The sequence below is a fragment of the Streptococcus parasanguinis genome, assembly GCF_019929185.1.
Taxonomy (GTDB): Bacteria; Bacillota; Bacilli; order Lactobacillales; family Streptococcaceae; genus Streptococcus; species Streptococcus parasanguinis_O.
Map to the genome: position 1 here is coordinate 1 of NZ_JAHZPC010000018.1, position 21121 is coordinate 21121.

13 protein-coding genes are annotated in these 21121 nt (G+C 44.2%); 8 read left to right on the forward strand and 5 right to left on the reverse strand.

The window, feature by feature from the left end:
* Positions 1–73: 73 nt before the first annotated feature.
* Together K1I56_RS09140 and hutI are read right to left on the reverse strand one after the other, a co-directional pair.
* Positions 74–2458: a phosphoketolase family protein gene (locus K1I56_RS09140; RefSeq protein ID WP_223325802.1), complete on the reverse strand. Its 2385-nt coding sequence runs from the start codon at positions 2456–2458 to the stop codon at positions 74–76.
* Between the two features lie 291 nt (positions 2459–2749).
* Positions 2750–3997 carry an imidazolonepropionase gene (gene hutI / locus K1I56_RS09145; RefSeq protein WP_223325803.1) on the reverse strand — a complete coding sequence of 416 codons (1248 nt, stop codon included), beginning with the start codon at positions 3995–3997 and terminating at the stop codon, positions 2750–2752.
* 199 nt (positions 3998–4196) lie between these two features.
* Between hutI and K1I56_RS09150 the strand changes: the two genes are divergently transcribed.
* The 8 genes from K1I56_RS09150 (at position 4197) to hutG (ending at position 14350) form a co-directional block, all read left to right on the forward strand.
* Positions 4197–6227 carry a urocanate hydratase gene (locus K1I56_RS09150; protein ID WP_205012209.1) on the forward strand — a complete coding sequence of 677 codons (2031 nt, stop codon included), beginning with the start codon at positions 4197–4199 and terminating at the stop codon, positions 6225–6227.
* Positions 6228–6309: 82 nt separating this feature from the next.
* Positions 6310–7209 (forward strand): glutamate formimidoyltransferase, encoded by a 900-nt coding sequence (gene ftcD, locus K1I56_RS09155; RefSeq protein WP_049515960.1) that lies wholly within the window; start codon positions 6310–6312, stop codon positions 7207–7209.
* 11 nt (positions 7210–7220) lie between these two features.
* Positions 7221–7850: a cyclodeaminase/cyclohydrolase family protein gene (locus tag K1I56_RS09160; protein WP_223325804.1), complete on the forward strand. Its 630-nt coding sequence runs from the start codon at positions 7221–7223 to the stop codon at positions 7848–7850.
* A gap of 35 nt (positions 7851–7885) precedes the next feature.
* The gene (locus K1I56_RS09165; protein ID WP_223325805.1) at positions 7886–9559 is read left to right on the forward strand and encodes a formate--tetrahydrofolate ligase; all 1674 of its coding nucleotides are present in this window, start codon (positions 7886–7888) and stop codon (positions 9557–9559) included.
* A 15-nt stretch (positions 9560–9574) separates the two neighbouring features.
* Positions 9575–10153: a HutD/Ves family protein gene (locus K1I56_RS09170; RefSeq protein ID WP_003008647.1), complete on the forward strand. Its 579-nt coding sequence runs from the start codon at positions 9575–9577 to the stop codon at positions 10151–10153.
* Between the two features lie 21 nt (positions 10154–10174).
* Positions 10175–11518, forward strand: coding sequence for an APC family permease (locus K1I56_RS09175; protein WP_003008649.1), 1344 nt, complete (start codon positions 10175–10177; stop codon positions 11516–11518).
* Between the two features lie 215 nt (positions 11519–11733).
* The gene (hutH, locus tag K1I56_RS09180) at positions 11734–13275 is read left to right on the forward strand and encodes a histidine ammonia-lyase (protein ID WP_003008651.1); all 1542 of its coding nucleotides are present in this window, start codon (positions 11734–11736) and stop codon (positions 13273–13275) included.
* 82 nt (positions 13276–13357) lie between these two features.
* Positions 13358–14350: a formimidoylglutamase gene (hutG, locus tag K1I56_RS09185; protein ID WP_024054987.1), complete on the forward strand. Its 993-nt coding sequence runs from the start codon at positions 13358–13360 to the stop codon at positions 14348–14350.
* Between the two features lie 143 nt (positions 14351–14493).
* Here hutG and K1I56_RS09190 read toward each other — a convergent pair whose 3' ends face one another.
* The 3 genes from K1I56_RS09190 to metE form a co-directional block, all read right to left on the reverse strand.
* Entirely contained in the window at positions 14494–17430 is a 2937-nt protein-coding gene (locus K1I56_RS09190; protein ID WP_223325806.1) for an ATP-binding protein, read from the reverse strand.
* A gap of 132 nt (positions 17431–17562) precedes the next feature.
* Complete coding sequence (gene metF / locus K1I56_RS09195) at positions 17563–18438, reverse strand: methylenetetrahydrofolate reductase [NAD(P)H] (RefSeq protein ID WP_201037290.1); 876 nt, start codon at positions 18436–18438, stop codon at positions 17563–17565.
* A 113-nt stretch (positions 18439–18551) separates the two neighbouring features.
* Complete coding sequence (metE, locus tag K1I56_RS09200; protein WP_223325807.1) at positions 18552–20801, reverse strand: 5-methyltetrahydropteroyltriglutamate--homocysteine S-methyltransferase; 2250 nt, start codon at positions 20799–20801, stop codon at positions 18552–18554.
* Positions 20802–21121: the final 320 nt, after the last annotated feature.

Consider the following 21121-nt stretch of genomic DNA (forward strand, 5'->3'; position numbering starts at 1 on the left):
ACTCAACTGTGCGGAGGTGGGACGACGAAATCGAATTCTAACGAATTACCGATTTCTGTCCCACTCTCTTTTCTTATTTATTCACGTTTTCCCATTTCCAGTTTTGAACTTCTGGAATGTCGTCTCCGTTTTCACGGATGTAGTCATGGTGGAAGGCGATTGTTTCATCCATCTTCGCTGCAAATGCGCTTGCTGCATCTCCAAGAGCTGCATTAGCTGCATCTTGTGCCAAGTGGAAGCGATCCAACTCAGACATCACACGCATATCAAATGGTGTGGTGATATCCCCGTTTTCACGGTAACCATGCACACGAAGGTTATGGTTGTGACGGTTGAAGAAGATATCACGGATCATGCCTTCATAACCATGGAAGGCAAAGATGACTGGTTTATCAGTTGTGAAGACTTTGTCAAATTCTTCATCTGAAAGTCCACGCGCGTCAACAGATGGGTGACGCAATTTCAAGATGTCGATAACGTTGACAAAGCGGATCTTCAATTCTGGGAAGGCTTTGTGCAAGATTGTGATGGCTGCAAGAGCTTCTAAGTTTGGCTCTGTACCTGCAGCTGCAATAACAAGATCTGGCTCTTCATCTGCTGAAACAGTTGATGCCCAATCGATCACCTTGTATCCTTCACGAACCAATTCTTCTGCTTCAGCTGCTGAGTAGAATTGAGGACGTGGGTGTTTAGAAGAAACGATCAAGTTGATCACATCTTCTCCCTTGAAGGCTTCATCCATCACTGCAAGCAAGCTATTGGTATCAGCTGGCAAGTACTCACGGATATATTCAGGAGTTTTCTCAGCCAAGTGAGTCAAGATACCTGGATCTTGGTGAGTGTAACCATTGTGGTCTTGTTGGAAGACAGTTGAAGTTGCAATCAAGTTCAAGGCTGGGTAGTTTTTACGCCATGTTGTATGTGTCTTAGACTTACGCAACCATTTGAAGTGTTGAGTGATCATAGAATCCACAACACGAAGGAAGGATTCGTAAGAGGCGAAGAATCCATGACGACCTGTCAAGACATATCCTTCAAGCATTCCTTCTGCTTGGTGCTCTGACAATTGAGAGTCAATGACACGACCAGCAGGGCTTAACGCTTCATCGTAGTCTGGTTTCATACGTCCTAACCATTGACGGCTTGTACGAGTGAAGACTTCTTGAAGACGGTTTGATTTGGTTTCGTCTGGACCGAAGATACGGAAGTTATCTGGGTTTGCATCTACTAAGTCTGCCGCATACTTACCAAATTCGATCATGTCTTGAGCCATGATTTCACCTGGTGTGTTGAATTGAAGGGCGTGTTTCTTCCAATCAGCTGTGTTCATTGGTTTGATCACACCAGCATTTGTGATTGGGTTCATCGCCATGCGACGGTCACCTTTTGGTGCAATTTCCGCAATTTCAGGAACTAGTTTACCAGTTTCGTCGAACAATTCAGCTGGACGGTAAGATTCCAACCATGAAAGAAGAGCATCGACATGCTCCATGTGGTGAGCATCTACTGGGATTGGAACTTGGTGCGCACGGAATCCACCCTCGATTGGTGTTCCTTCCCATGCTTTTGGACCAGTCCAACCTTTAGGAATACGAGCAATCAAGACAGGGTAAACTGGTTGAGTTGCTTCTTCAGCAGAACCTTTACGAGCTTCTGCTTGGACTTTCTTGATTTCTTCAATTGCTTCGTCCAATTTTTCAGCGAACAAAGCGTGTGCAGCTTCGTGGTCTTCTGAAATTGCAGTGACATTCGCAAAGATTGGTTTCCAACCAAGACCTTCAAAGAAGAGGGCCAATTCTTCGTCTGTTTTGCGTTCGAAGATCGTTGGGTTGTGGATCTTCCCACCATTGAGGTAGAAGATTGGAAGGATAGCCCCGTCGTTGACTGGGTTCAAGAAGGTATTAGCCAACCAACCAGCCATCAATGGACCTGTTTCTCCTTCACCGTCACCGATAACTGTGGCAGCAATCACATCTGGATTATCCAATACAGCACCTGCAGCGTGAGAAAGGGCATAACCAAGCTCTCCACCTTCGTGGATAGATCCTGGTGTTTCAGGCGCAGCGTGAGAAGCAATTCCTCCTGGGAATGAGAAGATCTTACACAAGTGTTTGAAGCCTTCTTCATTTTGTGGGATATTTGGATTCAATTCAGTATAAGAACCATCTAAGTATGAGTTTGATACCATTACTTGTCCACCGTGACCTGGTCCTTCAATGTAGAACATATCCAAGTCGTATTTGTTGATGGCACGGTTCAAGTGAGCATAGATAAAGTTTTGCCCTGGTACAGTTCCCCAGTGTCCGATTGGGTGAGCTTTCAAGTCATTTTCAACGACTTCGCGCTTCAACAATGGGTTATCTTTCAAGTACATTTGAGCAGCTGAAATGTAGTTGGCTGCACGCCACCAAGCGTCTACTTTATCCAAGTAAGCTTTGCTGTTATAATCGACAGTCATCTTGTCTCCTCACAATTTCTAGACAGGTCTGTTGAACAACCTGTTCGTTTGATCAATAGTTTAAACAATCTGTTTTCACGACAAACAGATGATATTGAAGAAAATATTCAATATTACTTCTATTCTATCAAGATTTTCCCTTTTTGTACATTAGAAAGTAAGAAAAATATTCTTTGAACGTCAAATTTTAATTTCCCACTAAAGCGGTCCCACTCCCTATAGGGATAGGTTTTAAAAAAAGACTTTGCTGATTTTTACAAACGAGCAAAGTCCCAAATGAAATGGAGTCAGTTAAATGACTTTTTGACCTTTCTTGTAGACATCTGTCACGAGATTTGTCGCAAAGAAATAGAAGAGATAATCTAGATTTGGTGCATCAAAGATGGTAATGTCGGCCTGTTTGCCAACATCGAAAGAGCCGATTGTTTTAGCACGATCTACTGAATAGGCTGCATTGATGGTTACCGCATTGAGAATTTCTACTGGAGTTAGGCGCATCATGAAGCAACCCAGGTGCATGGCAAACTGGAGATTGGCTGTCGGACAAGACCCTGGGTTACTGTCCGTTGTTAGGGTAATGGCCATGCCAGCATCCAACATCTTACGAGCCGGTGCATAGGTATCTTCCATGAGGCTGAAGGTTGTAGCAGGCAAGAGATTGCCGATGACTTTGGCTTTTGCTAGTTTTTGAATGCCTTCATCCGTAATCACCATCAAGTGTTCTGCACTAGTGGATTCCAATTCAGCCGCCACGTCAACACCACCAATGGATTCGATCTCATCGGCATGAATCCGCAGTTTGAAGCCCATTTCCTTAGCTTTAGAAAGAAGATAGCGAGATTCATCTGCTGTAAAGACACCATTTTCACAGAAGATATCACAGAACTCAGCTAGCTTTTCTTCCTTCACTTTGGGAAGCATTTGCTCCACAATGAGATCTAAATATTCTTGGGAACGACCCTTGTACTCTGTTGGGATCGCATGGGCTGCCATAAAGGTTGATACCAGATCAATTTCATGGTCACGGTCCAAGGCAGCTACTACATCCAACTGGCGTTTTTCCGTTTCCCAATCCAAACCATAACCACTCTTGGCTTCAACAGTAGTCACCCCATGACGCAACATGTAATCCAACAGTCGTTTGGACTTGTCATAGAGATTGTCAAAAGAAGCTTCCCGTGTCGCCCGAACCGTACTCAGAATCCCACCGCCTTGAGCGAGGATGTCTAAGTAAGAAACACCTGCTAACTTTTTCGCAAATTCATGTTCACGACTGCCTCCATAGACCAAGTGGGTGTGGCAGTCAATCAGGCCAGGAGTCGCAACTTTTCCTTCACAGGATTTCACTTCCGTATGGTCATCGATCAGTTCTGGGTCTGGTTGACCTGTCCCAACTGCGAGGATTTTTCCATCCTTAATAGCGATATAAGCATCTGAAAGAATTTTTGCCTCTGTCATCTCCTTGCCATAGAGAGGATGACCTAGATCATTCGGACAAAACAATTGATTAAAGTGGGTTAATAGGATATCAGCTGACATATGAAACATTCCTTTCTATTTCCATCGTTATTCATTTTACAATTCTACAGAAAAAGCGTCAAAAAAAAGTCAAAAAGTTTTCTCCTCATCTTTTTTTGCTTTATTAAAAATTATATTTTTTTTTGACTCTTTATTGACGTTTCTTCGATACAATAAAGAAAATATAAATTCACAGTCCAACTATAAGGAGGGTTCTGCTATGTCATTTATAGACGAGAAAGAAATTGCAGCTGCTATGTCTGTCAAACTTGACTTTGATGTCCTACCTGAAAAGGCGACTTTTCAAGAAGGCATCCGTCGTGCACCTGATAGAGGCTTCCGCTTAACGCAAGCTCAGACTGAAATTGCCCTTAAAAATGCTTTGCGTTACATTCCTAAAAAATTCCACCAAGAGTTGATTCCAGAATTTCTGGAAGAACTAAAAACTCGCGGTCGGATCTATGGCTATCGCTTCCGTCCAAAAGATCGCATCTATGGAAAACCAATCGATGAGTACAAAGGAAAATGCACAGCTGCTAAGGCTATGCAGGTCATGATTGACAACAACTTGAGCTTTGAAATTGCTCTTTATCCATATGAATTGGTCACTTATGGGGAAACAGGATCTGTCTGTGCCAACTGGATGCAGTACAACTTGATCAAGAAATACTTGGAAGTCATGACAGAAGACCAAACCTTGGTGGTTGAATCGGGTCACCCTCTTGGCCTCTTCAAATCGAAACCGGAAGCTCCTCGTGTCGTCATTACCAACGGTCTCTTGATCGGTGAGTATGACAATATGCGCGACTGGGAAATCGCTGAAGAAATGGGAGTGACCAACTACGGTCAGATGACGGCTGGTGGCTGGATGTACATCGGTCCTCAAGGGATCGTTCACGGTACTTTCAACACCCTTCTTAATGCCGGTCGTCTCAAACTCGGTGTGCCTGATGACGGCGACTTAACTGGTAAACTCTTCATTTCATCTGGTCTCGGTGGGATGAGCGGCGCTCAAGGGAAAGCAGCTGAAATTGCAAAAGCGGTTGCCATTGTCGCTGAAGTCGACCGTTCTCGGATCGAAACCCGTCACTCTCAAGGCTGGATTAGCCAAGTGACAGACAGTGCCGAAGAAGCTGTAAAATTAGCTCAAGCAGCACTGGAAGCTGGTGAATCAACTTCGATTGCCTACCATGGTAATATCGTAGACTTGCTCGAATATGTCAATGAACACCAAGTCCACGTTCATCTCTTGTCTGACCAAACCTCTTGCCACAACGTCTATGATGGTGGCTATTGCCCAGTTGGCATTAGTTTTGAAGAACGGACACGTTTGCTGGCAGAAGACAAAGAAACCTTCCATCGTTTGGTCGATGAAACCTTGGCTCGTCACTTCGCAGTGATTAAAGATTTGACGGCTAAAGGCACCTACTTCTTCGACTATGGTAATGCCTTCATGAAATCCGTTTACGACTCAGGCATCAAGGAAATTTCTAAGAATGGTTTGGATGACAAGGACGGCTTCATTTGGCCATCTTATGTAGAAGATATCATGGGACCTATGCTCTTTGACTATGGTTATGGTCCATTCCGTTGGGTCTGCCTCAGCGGTAAACACGAAGACTTGATTGCAACTGACCATGCAGCGATGGAAGCGATCGATCCAACTCGTCGCTACCAAGACCGCGACAACTACAACTGGATTCGCGATGCTGAAAAGAACCAATTGGTGGTTGGTACCCAAGCTCGTATCCTCTATCAAGATTGTATGGGCCGTGTCAACATTGCTTTGAAATTCAATGAACTCATTCGCCAAGGCAAGATTGGACCGGTCATGATCGGACGTGACCACCACGACGTATCTGGTACAGATGCTCCATTCCGTGAAACATCCAATATCAAGGATGGATCGAATGTCACTTGTGATATGGCGGTTCAATGTTACGCTGGTAACGCTGCTCGCGGTATGAGTCTTGTTGCTCTCCACAATGGTGGTGGTACTGGTATCGGTAAAGCTATCAACGGAGGATTTGGTCTCGTTCTAGACGGTAGTCACCGAATCGATGAAATTATCAAATCTGCTATTTCATGGGATACCATGGGCGGGGTCGCTCGTCGGAACTGGGCACGGAACGATCATGCTATTGAAACAGCGATCGAATACAACCGTCTCCATGCAGGAACAGACCACATCACCATTCCGTATCTGGCAGACGAAGATTTGGTCAAAGATGCGGTTCAAAAATTGTTTTAATATCAAAAAATAAAAACTGAGAAAGGGGAGGAAAATACAAAGACTTCTCTTCCCCACTTCTCCTATAAAAAGAGGTAATTATATGGCAAAAATTGTTGAGTGTATTCCAAACTTTTCTGAAGGACGCAATCAGGCTGTGATCGACGGATTGGTAGCCACAGCAAAAAGCATCCCAGGTGTCACATTATTAGACTACTCATCCGATGCTAGCCACAACCGCAGCGTCTTTACACTCGTTGGGGATGAAGAAAGCATTCAGGAAGTGGCTTTCCAATTGGTGAAATATGCTTCTGAAAATATCGATATGACCAAGCACGAAGGCGAACACCCTCGGATGGGGGCAACAGACGTTTGTCCATTTGTTCCGGTCAAAGATATCACTACAGCCGAATGCGTTGAAATCGCTAATAAAGTGGCCGAACGCATCAATCGCGAATTAGGTATTCCAATCTTCCTTTACGAAGATGCCGCAACTCGTCCAGAACGGAAAAACTTGGCTAAAGTGCGCAAAGGACAATTTGAAGGAATGCCAGAAAAATTGTTGGAAGAAGACTGGAAGCCAGACTACGGCGAACGCAAGATTCACCCAACTGCAGGGGTTACAGCCGTTGGTGTCCGTATGCCACTCGTTGCTTTCAATATTAACCTTGACACAGACGACCTAGATATTGCCAATAAAATTTCTAAAATCATTCGTGGATCAAGCGGTGGATACAAATACTGTAAAGCGATCGGTGTCATGCTAGAAGATCGTAACATCGCCCAAGTCTCTATCAACATGGTCAACTTGGAACAATTCCCATTGTATCGTGTCGTTGAAACCGTTCGTTTCGAAGCACAACGCTACGGGGTTCGCATCATCGGAACAGAACTCATCGGACTGGCTCCTGCTAAAGCTTTGATCGACTCAGCTGAATACTACTTGCAATTAGAAGACTTTGACTACAGCAAACAAGTCTTGGAAAATCACTTGTTGGGTTAGAAAGGGGATCTATGAAACTAGTTGACTTAAGTATTACAGAGTTTGCCAAGGTTCTTGGTTCAGATGCTCCAGCTCCAGGTGGTGGTTCTGCCGCTGCTCTATCCGCTGCGAATGGGATTTCCCTTACAAAAATGGTCTGTGAACTGACCATTGGAAAGAAAAAATACGCAGAATTTGAAGACCACATCAAAGGGGTTCATGAAAAAAGCGCTCAACTCCAAGACCAATTACTAGAAGCCATCGACAAGGATACAGAAGCCTTCAACGTCGTATCAGCTGTCTTTGATCTTCCAAAAGAAACGGAAAAAGAGAAAGCTGCTCGTCGTGAAGCCATGCAAAAAGCTTTGAAACATGCGACAGTATCTCCTTTCTCTATGATGGAGCTCATCGTTGAAGCTCTTGAAACCACCAAAGAAGCTGTTGGCAAGTCCAACACCAATGCGGCTAGTGACCTAGGGGTAGCTGCTCTGAATCTTAAAGCTGGCCTTCAAGGTGCTTGGCTCAACGTCCTGATCAACATTTCAGGAATCAAGGACCAAGACTTCGTCAAAGAATACCACGGCAAGGGACTCAAACTTCTCCAAACCGGTTCTGATCTTGCAGATAATATTTACCAAACCATTTTAGAAAGTCTATCTTAAACCTAGCAAATAAAAATAAAGAAAGAAGGGATTCTATGGTTTTATCGGATATTGAAATTGCCAATTCTGTCCAAATGAAGCCCATCACCGATATCGCTGCTGAACTTGGATTGACTGAAGACGACATTTCGCTCTACGGAAAATACAAGGCAAAAATTGATAGCAACCAACTGGAACAACTCAAGGATAAGGAAGATGGAAAGCTGATCCTCGTGACAGCCATCTCTCCGACACCTGCTGGAGAAGGAAAGACAACCACCTCTGTCGGCTTGGTCGATGCCCTTTCAGCTATTGGTGAAAAAGCCGTCATTGCCCTGCGCGAGCCTTCTCTTGGCCCTGTCTTTGGGATCAAGGGTGGAGCTGCTGGTGGCGGGTACGCCCAAGTGGTTCCAATGGAAGATATCAACCTTCACTTTACCGGAGACTTCCATGCCATTGGAATTGCCAACAACTTGCTTGCAGCCTTGATTGACAACCACATCCATCATGGCAATGAGTTGGGCATCGATTCTCGTCGCATCACCTGGAAACGGGTGGTCGATATGAACGACCGTCAACTCCGTCATATTGTCGATGGCCTTCAAGGAAAAACAAACGGGGTTCCTCGTGAAGATGGCTTTGACATCACAGTGGCTTCTGAAATCATGGCCATTCTCTGTCTCTCAGAAAATATCCTTGACCTCAAAGAACGTCTTGATCGCATCATTATTGGGTACAACTACCAAGGACAACCGGTCACAGCCAAAGACCTCAAGGCTGGAGGTGCCATGGCAGCTGTTCTCAAAGATGCCATCCATCCGAACTTGGTACAAACCTTGGAGCATACTCCTGCCATCATCCACGGCGGACCATTTGCCAATATTGCTCATGGCTGTAACAGTGTGCTGGCTACTAAATTGGCCCTCAAATATGCAGACTATGTCGTGACAGAAGCTGGCTTCGGAGCAGACCTCGGTGCTGAAAAATTCATCGATATCAAGTGCCGTATAGCCGGACTCAAACCTGCTGCCGTTGTCCTCGTCGCAACCATCCGTGCTCTCAAGATGCATGGTGGAGTTGCCAAAGCAGACTTGGCTACTGAAAATGTCCAAGCCGTTATCGATGGTCTACCAAACCTAGACAAACACTTAGCCAACATCCAAGAAGTCTATGGTCTACCTGTGGTCGTTGCCATCAACAAATTCCCACTGGATACAGAGGCAGAGCTAGAAGCTGTCTATGAATCTTGTAAGAAACGCCATGTAGATGTGGTCATCTCAGATGTCTGGGCACATGGTGGAGCTGGTGGCCGTGACTTGGCTGAAAAAGTCATTCAACTGGCTCAAGAAGAAAACCACTTCTCTTATGTCTATGACGAAGAAGACAGCATTGAAACAAAATTGACCAAGATCGTCACAAAAGTATATGGTGGTAAAGGCATCAGCTTAACACCAGCAGCCAAACGCGAACTCAAAGAATTAGAAGCTCTTGGCTTCTCGAACTACCCAATCTGTATGGCCAAAACCCAATATTCCTTCTCAGACGATGCAAAGAAAATGGGAGCACCAAAAGATTTTACTGTTAACATCAGCAATCTCAAGGTGGCTGCCGGAGCTGGCTTCATCGTAGCTCTCACTGGTACCATCATGACCATGCCTGGCCTACCAAAAGCACCTGCCAGTGAAAAGATTGATATCGATGCCCACGGCAATATCACTGGTCTCTTTTAAGAAAGAAGGCGTCCTATGGTGACTCTCCTTCATCTTACCCCCGCAGATTATCAAATTTCTACCTGGTCCGGTGGCCAAACCACCCAACTCTTTCTCTCCCCAGAGGGAGGAAGCTATCCAGATCGGACCTTTGACTTCCGCCTCTCTACTGCAACGGTAGAGGTTGAAAAAAGTAACTTTACCGATCTCACGGGCTACCACCGAATCTTGATGCCCTTGAATGCCTCCATTAGGCTCACCCATCACCATAAAGAAGTGGTTTTGAACCCCTTTCAAAGCTACTTCTTTGATGGGGGAGATCCTGTATCTAGCCAAGGGACTTGTCAAGACTTTAATTTGATTTACAAACCTTCTTATCAGGGGCATATGAGTGCTATATCCCCAAAAGAGAGTGTCAAAAGTCAGAGTCGCTATCAATTGATCTACGCTCTCTGTCCACTAACACTCGAATGGGGAAACAATCATTCTCAAACTCTCCAAACTCACGAGCTCCTGGTGATCGAACAAGCATCTCCTCTTCAAGAGATGACAATCACGTTTTTACCCCATCAGTCTGGGGAGCAACCGATTGCTATCTGGACTGGACTACAATAATGTTCACAAAGGAGAAACATTATGAACGGAGCACATAAACAGTCGATTGAGGAACAAGAAAAAGCGAAATTCAGCTTTAGCGGTGCCACTCTTTACGGTATCAACGCCGTAATCGGATCTGGTATCTTCCTCCTCCCTCAAAAAATTTATTCTGGCCTCGGACCAGCTTCTCTAGCTGTCATGTTCGGGGTTGCCATTCTCGTCATGCTACTATCAGCCTGTCTGGCTGAAACGGCTGGCTACTTCGACAAAAACGGTGGAGCCATGCAATACTCAAAAGCCGCTTTCGGAGACTTCGTTGGCTTTAACGTTGGGATTCTCGGTTGGGCCGTTACTGTTATCGCTTGGGCTGCCATGTTAGCCGGCTTTGCTAAGATCTTCATCATCACCTTCCCAGCATTTGAAGGCTACAACCTTCCGATCAGTATCGGTATGCTGATTCTCTTGAGTCTGATGAACATTGCCGGTCTGAAAACCTCTAAGATGTTTACTCTGACAGCTACTGTTGCAAAATTAATTCCAATTGTCCTCTTCTCACTCTTTGCCATCTTCTTCATTTCCGGTGGCGTGAGCAAGGGCAACTTCACACCTTTCCTTCAATTGGAAAGTGGAACAAACCTCTTCAGTTCTATTTCTAGTACAGCCGTCTACATCTTCTACGGTTTCATCGGATTTGAAACCATGTCTATCGTTGCAGGGGAAATGCGCAACCCTGAAAAGAACGTTCCCCGCGCTATTCTAGGTTCTATTAGTATTGTATCTGTTCTCTACATGTTGATCATCGCTGGAACAATCGCCATGCTTGGTGGTCGCATTATGCAAACCGGTGCACCAGTACAAGACGCATTTGTCGAAATGATTGGCCCTATCGGAGCTCCCCTCGTTTCTTACGGAGCCCTCATTTCAATCGCCGGTCTAAACATCGGTGAATCCATCATGGTCCCTCGTTTTGGTGCCGCATTAGCAACTGAAAAACTCTTGCCAGAAGGGCTTGGAAAAACAAACTCTAAGAATGCCCCTGTCATTGCCATTATCATTTCTGGTATCTTCGCTTTCTTACTCTTGTTATCTGGCTCTTTTGAATCCTTAGCAACCTTTAGTGTTGTCTTCCGTTTCTTCCAATACATTCCAACAGCTTTGGCAGCCATCAAACTCAGAAAAATGTACCCAGACAAAAAGGTTACCTTCCGAGTACCATTTGGTCCCGTTATCCCAGTTCTAGCCGTTGTGATCAGTATCTTGATGATTGCAGGGGACAACCTAATGAACTTTGTTTGGGGTGCCATCGGTCTCGTGATTGCAAGTGGACTTTACTTTGTTTTCCACGGCGATAAACTACATAAATCGAAAACCCTTCCTCACTAATTTTCTTTACACAGTAGATGGGAACAGAGGCGGGAGCGAAGCTCGGTTTTGCTCCCTATCCCATCTAGGACTCCACGAATGTCAAACCTGAGCCCTTTTCTCTATGACTCTTTTCAATTTTTATGATCAATAGACAATGGGCCCATGTTTGGTATTCAAACCGAAGTAAACAACACTACTTCCACAGAACAACTATTCATAATCGGAGGTTTTATATGACTCAATTGATTCATTTAGATGGTAATAGCTTAACACTCGAAGAAGTCATCGCTGTAGCTCGGCACGGTGCCCAATGTGAGCTTGATGAACAAGCCAAAGAAGCCGTTATCGCATCCCGTAAAATCGTTGATGACATTGTCCGGGAAAAACGAGTCGTCTATGGTGTAACCACTGGCTTTGGTTCCCTCTGTAATGTCAGCATCTCTCCAGAAGATACTGTTCAACTGCAAGAAAACCTGATCCGAACTCACTCATCTGGCTTCGGTGATCCACTTCCTGAAGATGCCGTTCGTGCCATCATGCTGATCCGTATCAACTCACTCTTGAAAGGTTATTCTGGCATTCGTCTGTCAACTGTTGAAAAACTGTTAGAATTGCTCAACAAAGGAGTCACTCCTTATATCCCTGAAAAAGGCTCTCTCGGAGCTTCTGGAGACTTAGCACCACTTGCTCATATGGTTTTACCAATGTTGGGTCTTGGACGCGCCTACTACAAAGGAGAACTTCTCAGTGGTCAAGAAGCCTTAGATCGTGCTGGAATTGAAAAGATCCAATTAGCTGCCAAAGAAGGGCTTGCCTTGATCAATGGTACGACTGTCCTAACCGGTATCGGTGCTCTTGCGACTTATGATGGTATCCAATTGCTCAAACTCTCTGATATCGCTGGTGCTCTCTCAATGGAAGTTCACAATGGAATTACCAGTCCATTTGAAGAAGACCTTCATTCCATCCGCCCACAAAGTGGACAATTGGCAACTGCTCGCAACATCCGTAACCTTCTTGAAGGAAGCAAGAATACCACTGTTGCGACTCAACAACGGGTCCAAGATCCTTATACACTTCGCTGTATCCCTCAAATCCATGGAGCCAGCAAGGATTCTATTGCTTACGTAAAAGAAAAAGTTGAAATCGAAATCAACTCTGTCACAGATAACCCAATCATTACCAAAGAAGGACACGTCATCTCAGGAGGTAACTTCCACGGTGAACCGATGGCGCAACCATTTGACTTCTTAGGCATTGCCCTTTCTGAAATTGGGAACGTATCTGAACGTCGGGTGGAACGCTTGGTCAACAGCCAACTCAGTAAATTACCATCCTTCTTGGTCAAACACCCTGGACTCAACTCAGGCTTCATGATTACCCAGTATGCTTGTGCATCCCTTGCATCGGAAAATAAAATTTTGGCTCACCCTGCTAGTGTCGATTCTATTCCATCTTGTGAAAACCAAGAAGATTTCGTCAGCATGGGAACGACTGCCGCTCGTAAAGCAGCAGAAATTCTTAAAAACTCACGTCGCATCGTTGCTACTGAAATCATGGCAGCTTGCCAAGCCTTGGATCTCAAGCCAGAAAATCATGAACTTGGTAAAGGTACAAAACCAGCTTATGAGCTGATTCGTCAAAAACTGAACTTCATTGAATTTGACAAAGATATCGAAATCTTTGAAGAACTTAATAAAGCATCTGCTGTTGTCGAAAGCGAAGAATTCTTAGCAACCATCGAAAAAGCAGTTGACTTAAGCATTCAATACTGATACAGTAAGAATAAAGCAAAACAGAGGCTGGCGATCTTCTCAGCCTCTGCCTGCTTTCAGAAAAATAAGGGAGGCGACAAGCTTGCTCACAAACTACTATCCAATGACCTACAGCTACTACCAAGGTAGCATCGAGGACAATCCCTACACGGCCAAATGGGGAATGGTCACCAAATTTTTAGACCTAAACGACGAGACCCTCACTCCATTTGAGGGGATGACCTTTGGGATCATCGGCTTTAAGAGCGACAAAGGAGTCTATATCAATAATGGGCGTGTGGGAGCAGTCGAGGGTCCTACAGCCATCCGTTCTCAAATCGCTAAACTTCCATGGCACTGGGGAACCAATGTGACAGTGTATGATGTGGGAAATATTGACGGGCCTAACCATTCACTAGAAGAACTCCAAGAAAGTCTCTCACAAGCGATCCAGCGCATGTACCAATTAGGGATCCAACCCATTGTCCTAGGAGGCGGTCACGGAACTGCTTACGGCCACTATCTAGGGATTCAATCCAGTTTAGAAAAAGATGAACAACTGGCTGTGATCAATCTGGATGCCCACTTTGATTTGCGACCTTACGACCAAACCGGTCCCAATTCTGGAACAGGTTTTCGTCAAATGGCTGATCATGCTAAAGAAAAAGGTCAGGACTTCCCTTACCTCATCCTGGGGATCCAAGAGCACAATAATAACCTCTTCCTCTTTAATTACGTTGCTAAAACACCAAGCATTGATTTTTTAACTGGCCAAGATCTCTTCCAGATGAGCCACCAAGCCATTCTGGATCGAATCGATCAATTTTTAGAAAACCAAACCGCGATCTATCTGTCTATTGATATGGATTGCTTTGCGGTCGGCTCTGCTCCTGGTGTTAGCGCCATCCAATCACTTGGTGTCGATCCTAAACTAGCCCTCCTGCTTCTCCAACACATTGCTGCTAGTGGTAAGCTAATCGGATTTGATGTCGTGGAAGTTTCTCCTCCTCATGACATTGACAATCATACTTCAAATCTTGCTGCGACCTTTATCTTTTACTTGACCCAAATATTGGCGCAACAAAAACTGAACTAAGAAGATTTCTACACACATAAAAAGCATAGAAACACCCATTACTAGGGTATTTCTATGCTTTTTCTTCGTTTTCAGACACAATGATCTTTGTCTGAAAGGAGGCATGGCCTCTTATCCTTCACTTATGATTTAGATAAGAGACACTACAGGTCTTTTAATTTCTTAAGAAACTGACGATCTCTGTAGGGATTCAAGTGTTGCTCTGCCACCTTCTTGTAGTAATTCTTATCTTCTTTCAAGAAGGTGCTCAGGGCAGGAGCGAGCTCTTCTCCTTTCTCCTTTTGATCAGATAAGTAAGCTAATAGATAATGAACCATTCCCTTATCCCGAGAATTAGCAGATGGTTTCATCGTCATTTCTTTTCGAGCCAGATAAGCCGCAACCTTTTCTTGATCTCCTTGCTGACAAGCAATTAAGGATTGGTAAAATTCGAGCAATTCTTCCTTCCAAGGGAAGCGAACACTGGACAAAATCTTCTGAGCTCTGTCAAAACAGCGGCGAGCTTGGATCAAATCTCCCTTCCAATAATAGGCGATCCCAAGATCAATATCAAAGACGACACGGACGGAATCAACAGCTTGATCTCCCACCAAACGCAGAACCTCTTCTAAGTGGGTGACAGCTACTTGGAAATGGCCCCTAATTTGCTCGATTTCAGCGAGATAGGCCAAAGAAGCCGCAATTTGAATGGCATACTTGGCCTGCATGCTATTGGTCAAACTAAAGCAATCAATGGAGCGATACAGATGCCGGGTTGCCTGCTCCTCATCCCCAACCATCAGGTGATACAAGCCCTTCAAACGCAACTGGATCGCGATGACCTCATGATTATTAGCTTGGATGGCATCTTCCAAAGCTAAATCTGTATAATAGGCCATCTCAGAGATATTTTCCGTTTGAATGCAATAATAAATGATTTGCCGATAACCCTCTAAGAGGAAGTCGGATTGCTTGAGTTCCCGCGCATAGGAGATGACTTTTTGGATATCATGAATCCCCTTTTGATACTCCCCACTTCGAATAAAATAGCGACCTTCTAAGTACAAGTAACGCAGTTGTAAATGCTTGTATTCTCTATCTCTTTGGTGCCTTGAAAAGAGGTTATCTAATTCTTGGCGAATGCGGGATAGCTCTCCAAAAATGTCCAAATGGCTATTTGTACCATCTGATAGGAACCCCTCATCTACCTTGGAATAAATCGGAAACAGCTCATGCTCCAGCTGAAGGATTTCTTCTAAATAGGTCAACTCAAAAGATATGGAACGCAAAAGATTTTGGGATTGCTTGTATTGGTAGGCAATTTCCTTATAAAGAAGAAGGTCCGTCGAATCTTCTAAGCTTTCTTCCAATTTTTGCGCAATTTGTTGGTGGAAGAGCCGCCGTCTAGCTGGCGAAAGAAGATGGTAAAAGTACATGGCTACCAATTGCTTGCAAAATTGAACCAAGAGAGCCTCGCCTTCTTCTACGATTGAGACGATCGCTCTTTCAGATAAAGGCTCGATTAATTCTGTCAAAACAGGAAGCTCTGTAGCCGTCAATTCCGCCAAGATAGACAGAGAAATTGGCTTATGAAAACAAGATAGGTAGTGTAGAAGAGCCTCTTCCTCACTGCTCATATCCCCAAGCTCCTGAGAAAGATAGGCTTGAATGATATCAGGCAAGGGTTCTAAATTTTCATTTTCTTTCCACTCTTCGATATAGCTGGACAGCAAGAACGGACTGCCTTCACTCCATTCGACCATCTGCTCCATCACTGCCGGCTCTATTGCTCCCAGTTCCCCTTTCAAGAGAGCACGACTTTCACTTGGATCAAAATTGGTCAACTCTAGTTGAGACAACCGTTTCTCTACCTTCAAGCTCCCCAAGAAGTTGACGAAGGAAGCTGGCAGAGGCTCTTCCGCTGTAAAAATCAGTTGCCATTTCTCCTGGTTTCTTCTCTCCTCTAGTTGTTTCACTTTTTCTAGAGACACTGCATCGATCCACTGGGCATTTTCAAGCAGGATCAGGAGCGGTTTTTCTTTGCTAAGGCTCTGAAGCTGATTCCATACCGAAATAAGATCATCCTCCTCTTCCAGAAGGGAAATTCCCATCTCATCCCCCAGTTTCTCTAGCGCTTGTCTGAGATCATTCCAGGCGCTTCCTTCATAGCGCTGACTGGTAGCTTTTCCTTCCACCTTGATAAAGTTAAAACTGCGATTGGACATCAAGACCAACTGCCGCAAGAGACGTTTCTTACCTGTTCCAGATTGCCCCATCACCAGAAAAGGACCTACCGCTTCACCCGTCTCGACTAAGGAAAGGTATTCCTCGAGTTGCGAGAGTTCTTGTTTCCGACCAAAAAAGGAAAGTTCACGGATATTCAAGCGATTGGTCAGTTTATGAGTTCGTTTGGCTTCCAAAACGGAGTGATAAAGTTCCTCAATCGCTCGACTGGGACGCACACTGAGCTCGCGATCCAATAAATCGACTAGCTTATAATAGGTCTCGAAAAATTTTCCTAGCTGGTGGTGGAAGCTATAATACTCCATCAAGAGCTGGTAGTTTTTCTCTTCATATTCATCCAATTCTACCAAATGATGGAGCAAGAGTTCTATACTAGGGTCTCCGAAACCGACCTTTTCAATTTTTTGATAGCAGCTTTCGACATAAAGCTTCCTATAAGCATCTCGTTTGCGAGAAGCCCACTGGTCAAAGTCTTCATCATCCTTGACATAGAAGCCCTCTAGAAAGTCTCCCCGATAAAGATCCAAGGCACTTAGTGGATCTCTTTCAAAGAGCTGAACATCCAGCGAAAGATTCAAGTCAGGATTAAGGGCCAAACTGCTCCGACTTGGAGAGACAATGATATCTCCTTCAAAGATTTTATTGGCTTGGTAAACCGTATTCCGTAAGTTTTTGCGAGCTACTTGGTTTTCCTTATCTCCCCAAAGGATACCGGCTATTTCATCACGGTTAACTTGGCCCATGACCGCCAAGTAATAAAGCAAGGCCTCCATCTTCGAGAAAGAAAAGCGAATATCTTTCTGATTGAAAACAACCTTAGGGGGTCCAAATAACTTTAACGTGAGATCTTTCTTCATTGCAAGCGCCTCCAAAATCGTCTTAGTTATACTATAAAAAAAAAGTTGGTTTTTAGCAAGTGATTTATCCAAATAAAAAGAGATTGAGAACGATTCTTTCTCAATCTCTACAATTTCTACTAAAAGTGTTGATTAATTCCCTTCAAGATTCGGTTGATGAGCAAATAAAGCCTTTGTTGCTTGGTAGACGTGGTAAGCGACATCTTCATTGTTCATGGTGTAAAGATGGACACCTGCCACATCTTGAGTAACCAAATCAACGATTTGATCGACTGCATAAGCCAAGCCAGCTGCGCGAAGAGACTTTGGATCATGCTCATACTTGTCTAAAATCGCTTTAAACTTCCGTGGGATATGAACATTTTCACAAGTCTTAAGGAGACGAAGGGCCTGATTGCGATTGAGAATCGGCATCACTCCTGCATGAATAGGAACATTGATCCCAGCCAAGGTACACTTATCTTGAAAATCATAGAAACGCTCATTGTCAAAGAAAAGTTGAGTGACCAAGCTAGAGCATCCTGCATCTACCTTCTTTTTAAGATTTTGAATATCTGAAATTTGGTTGGGAGAATCTGGGTGTCCCTCAGGATAGCAAGCACCAATCACCTCAAAATGAGGAGCTTCTGTTTTAATAAATTCAATCAGATCTGTTGCATAACGAAAGTCTTTTAAAGGTTCCACACCGGGGATAATATCCCCACGCAGAGCCAAAATCCGATGCACCCCAACTTCATTTAACTCCTGAAGAGTATCAGCCACTTTTTCCTTGCTCAAATAGACGGCTGGTAAGTGAGCAATTGTCGGAATAGACAATTCATTTTGAATGTAATTAGCTAAAGCAACCGTCGTCTCTTTGATATTGTATTTATTATTGCTAGCGGTCACACTAATGAAGTGAGGGGCTAGCTCCTGCATATTGGCCAAGGCACGTAAGAGCTTGGCATTGCCTACTTCAGGATTTGGAGGAAAAACTTCAAATGACAGAGACGGTGTGTGTTGTGACATATTCTATCCTTTTCTTTTGTTTCTTTGATCAAGAACTCTGAGCCACTAATTCTAGGATAAGGGAACGATTCGAAAACCCTCTACACGATGATAGAAGGTCCTCGAAACATTTCTTACAAGTGTTCACGCGCTTCTTTAGCAGCATTAACCAGCTTGATCAAGCTTTCTTTTGTTTCTTTAATTCCGCGAGTCTTCAAACCACAGTCAGGGTTGATCCAAACTTTGCCACTTGGTACTTTAGCCAAGATTGCTTCGATAGTGTGGTCAATTTCACCGTCTTGTGGGACACGTGGTGAGTGGATATCGTAAACCCCAGGTCCAACTTCTGTTTGGAAGTTTTTGGCTTTCAACTCATCCAAGATTTCAAGGTTTGAACGGCTAGCTTCAAATGAGATGACGTCCGCATCCAAGTTATCGATCGCTGGGATGATATCTGTAAATTCTGAGTAACACATGTGAGTGTGGATTTGGGTGTCTGGTGCGACAGTTGAGTGTACCAAACGGAAGGCTGGAATCGCCCAGTCAAGGTAGTCTTCATACCAGTCACTACGACGGAGTGGCAATTTTTCACGAAGAGCAGCTTCGTCGATTTGGATGATCTTCACACCTGCAGCTTCAAGGTCAAGAACTTCATCCTTGATAGCAAGAGCGATTTGAAGAGTAGAATCCTTGATAGAGATGTCTTCACGTGGGAATGACCAGTTAAGGATGGTAACAGGTCCAGTCAACATCCCTTTAACAGGTTTATCTGTACGGCTTTGTGCGTAGCTAGACCATTTCACAGTGATTGGGTTAAGACGAGTCACATCTCCCCAGATGATTGGTGGTTTCACCCCACGCATACCGTATGATTGTACCCAACCATTCTTAGAGAAGAGATAGCCAGACAAGTTTTGACCGAAGTACTCAACCATATCGTTCCGCTCGAATTCACCGTGTACAAGCACGTCAAATCCAACTTCTTCTTGCCATTTGATCCATTCGTCGATCGTTTCAGCAAGGAAGGCATCGTATTCTTCTTGTGTCAATTCACCCTTACGGAAGGCCAAACGTTTGGCACGTACTTCCTTAGTTTGAGGGAATGAACCGATGGTAGTTGTTGGAAGTGCTGGAAGCTTGAAGGCTTCTTTTTGGATTTCTTCACGTTCCGCGAAAGCTGGCAAACGAGTGTAGTCTGCTTCTGTCAAAGCTGCGATACGAGCATGAAGTTCAGCATTTGCTCCAACGCGTTCTGTTGCAAAGAGTTCTTTGTTGGCAGCAAGAGCTTCTGCCCCTTGACCATTGCGGATGGCATCCAAGTCACGCAATTCACCCAATTTTTCAACTGCAAAGGCGAAGTGGTTCAAAATAGCTGGTTCAAAATCTTCGTTAGCCGTTGTAAATGGCACATGAAGAAGGGAGCAAGAAGTCGTCAAGACAACCTTTTCAGCTGGAACTTGATCCAAGATTTCCAAGCTCTTTTCATAGTTGTTGCGCCAGATGTTCTTCCCATTGACAATACCTGCATAAAGAGTCTTATCAGCTGGGAAGCCACCTTTCACCAATTCAAGTGTTTTCTTGCCTTCAACAAAGTCAAGACCAATACCATCAACTGGCAAGTTCACAAGGTCATTGTAGACATCACGAACATCACCAAAGTAAGTTTGGATCAAGACTTCAAGACCTTTCTTGTCAGCCAAGAGTTTGTTGTAGAGGTTCAAGAAGAGAGCTTTTTCTTCAGCTGTCAAATCTTTAACAAGGGCTGGCTCATCGAGTTGAATACGAGTCGCACCAAGCTCAGCCAATTTGGCAAAGACTTCTTGGTAAGCAGCAACCAGGCTGTCGACGAAGTCATCAGCTTTCACACCATCTTCAAAGTCAGACAATTGAAGGAAAGTGAATGGTCCAACGACTACTGGACGAGTGTTGATCCCCAATTCTTTGGCTTCTTGGTACTCATCAAAAATCTTGTGACCAGCCAATTTCACTTCTGTTGTTTTTTCAAATTTAGGAACGATGTAATGGTAGTTGGTGTTGAACCATTTTTTCATTGGAAGGGCACGGACATCCCCTTTTTCACCTTGGTAACCACGCGCCAAAGCGAAGTATTGTTCAAGGTCTGTCAAATCCAAGTTTTGAACAGATGCAGGCACGACGTTGAAAAGGAAGGCTGCATCAAGGAAATTGTCGTAGTGTGAAAAGTCATTTGAAGGAATCTCTGAGATGCCTTGTTCTTTAACGATGTTCCAGTGTTTTGCACGCAAGTCTTTAGCAGCTGCCAAGAGCTCGTCTGCTGAGATTTCTTTTCTAAAGTATTTTTCAGTTGTAAATTTTAATTCACGGAATTCACCCAAACGTGGGAAACCGATAATTGTAGTTGACATGTTGTGTCCTCCAAAAATTCTAATTGACACTATCATATCAGAAGATAGCCGTCTTGTATAATTGCTTTTACACGAATTTTGATATAGCCAAAAACTATAACACAGATTTAATGGGCCTTGAGAGCAGAAATCAAAATCAAAAACTAGGACTTCTTATAAATATTTCCTATAACCCAAGCATCCCCAAAACCATTTTTGAGCGGATTTTGAGCGGATTCTGCTAGAAGAACAGCCCCTAAAAAGTAAAGAGAGTGGGACAGAAATCGGTAATTCGTTAGAATTCGATTTCGTCGTCCCACCTCCGCACAGTTGAGTAGGGC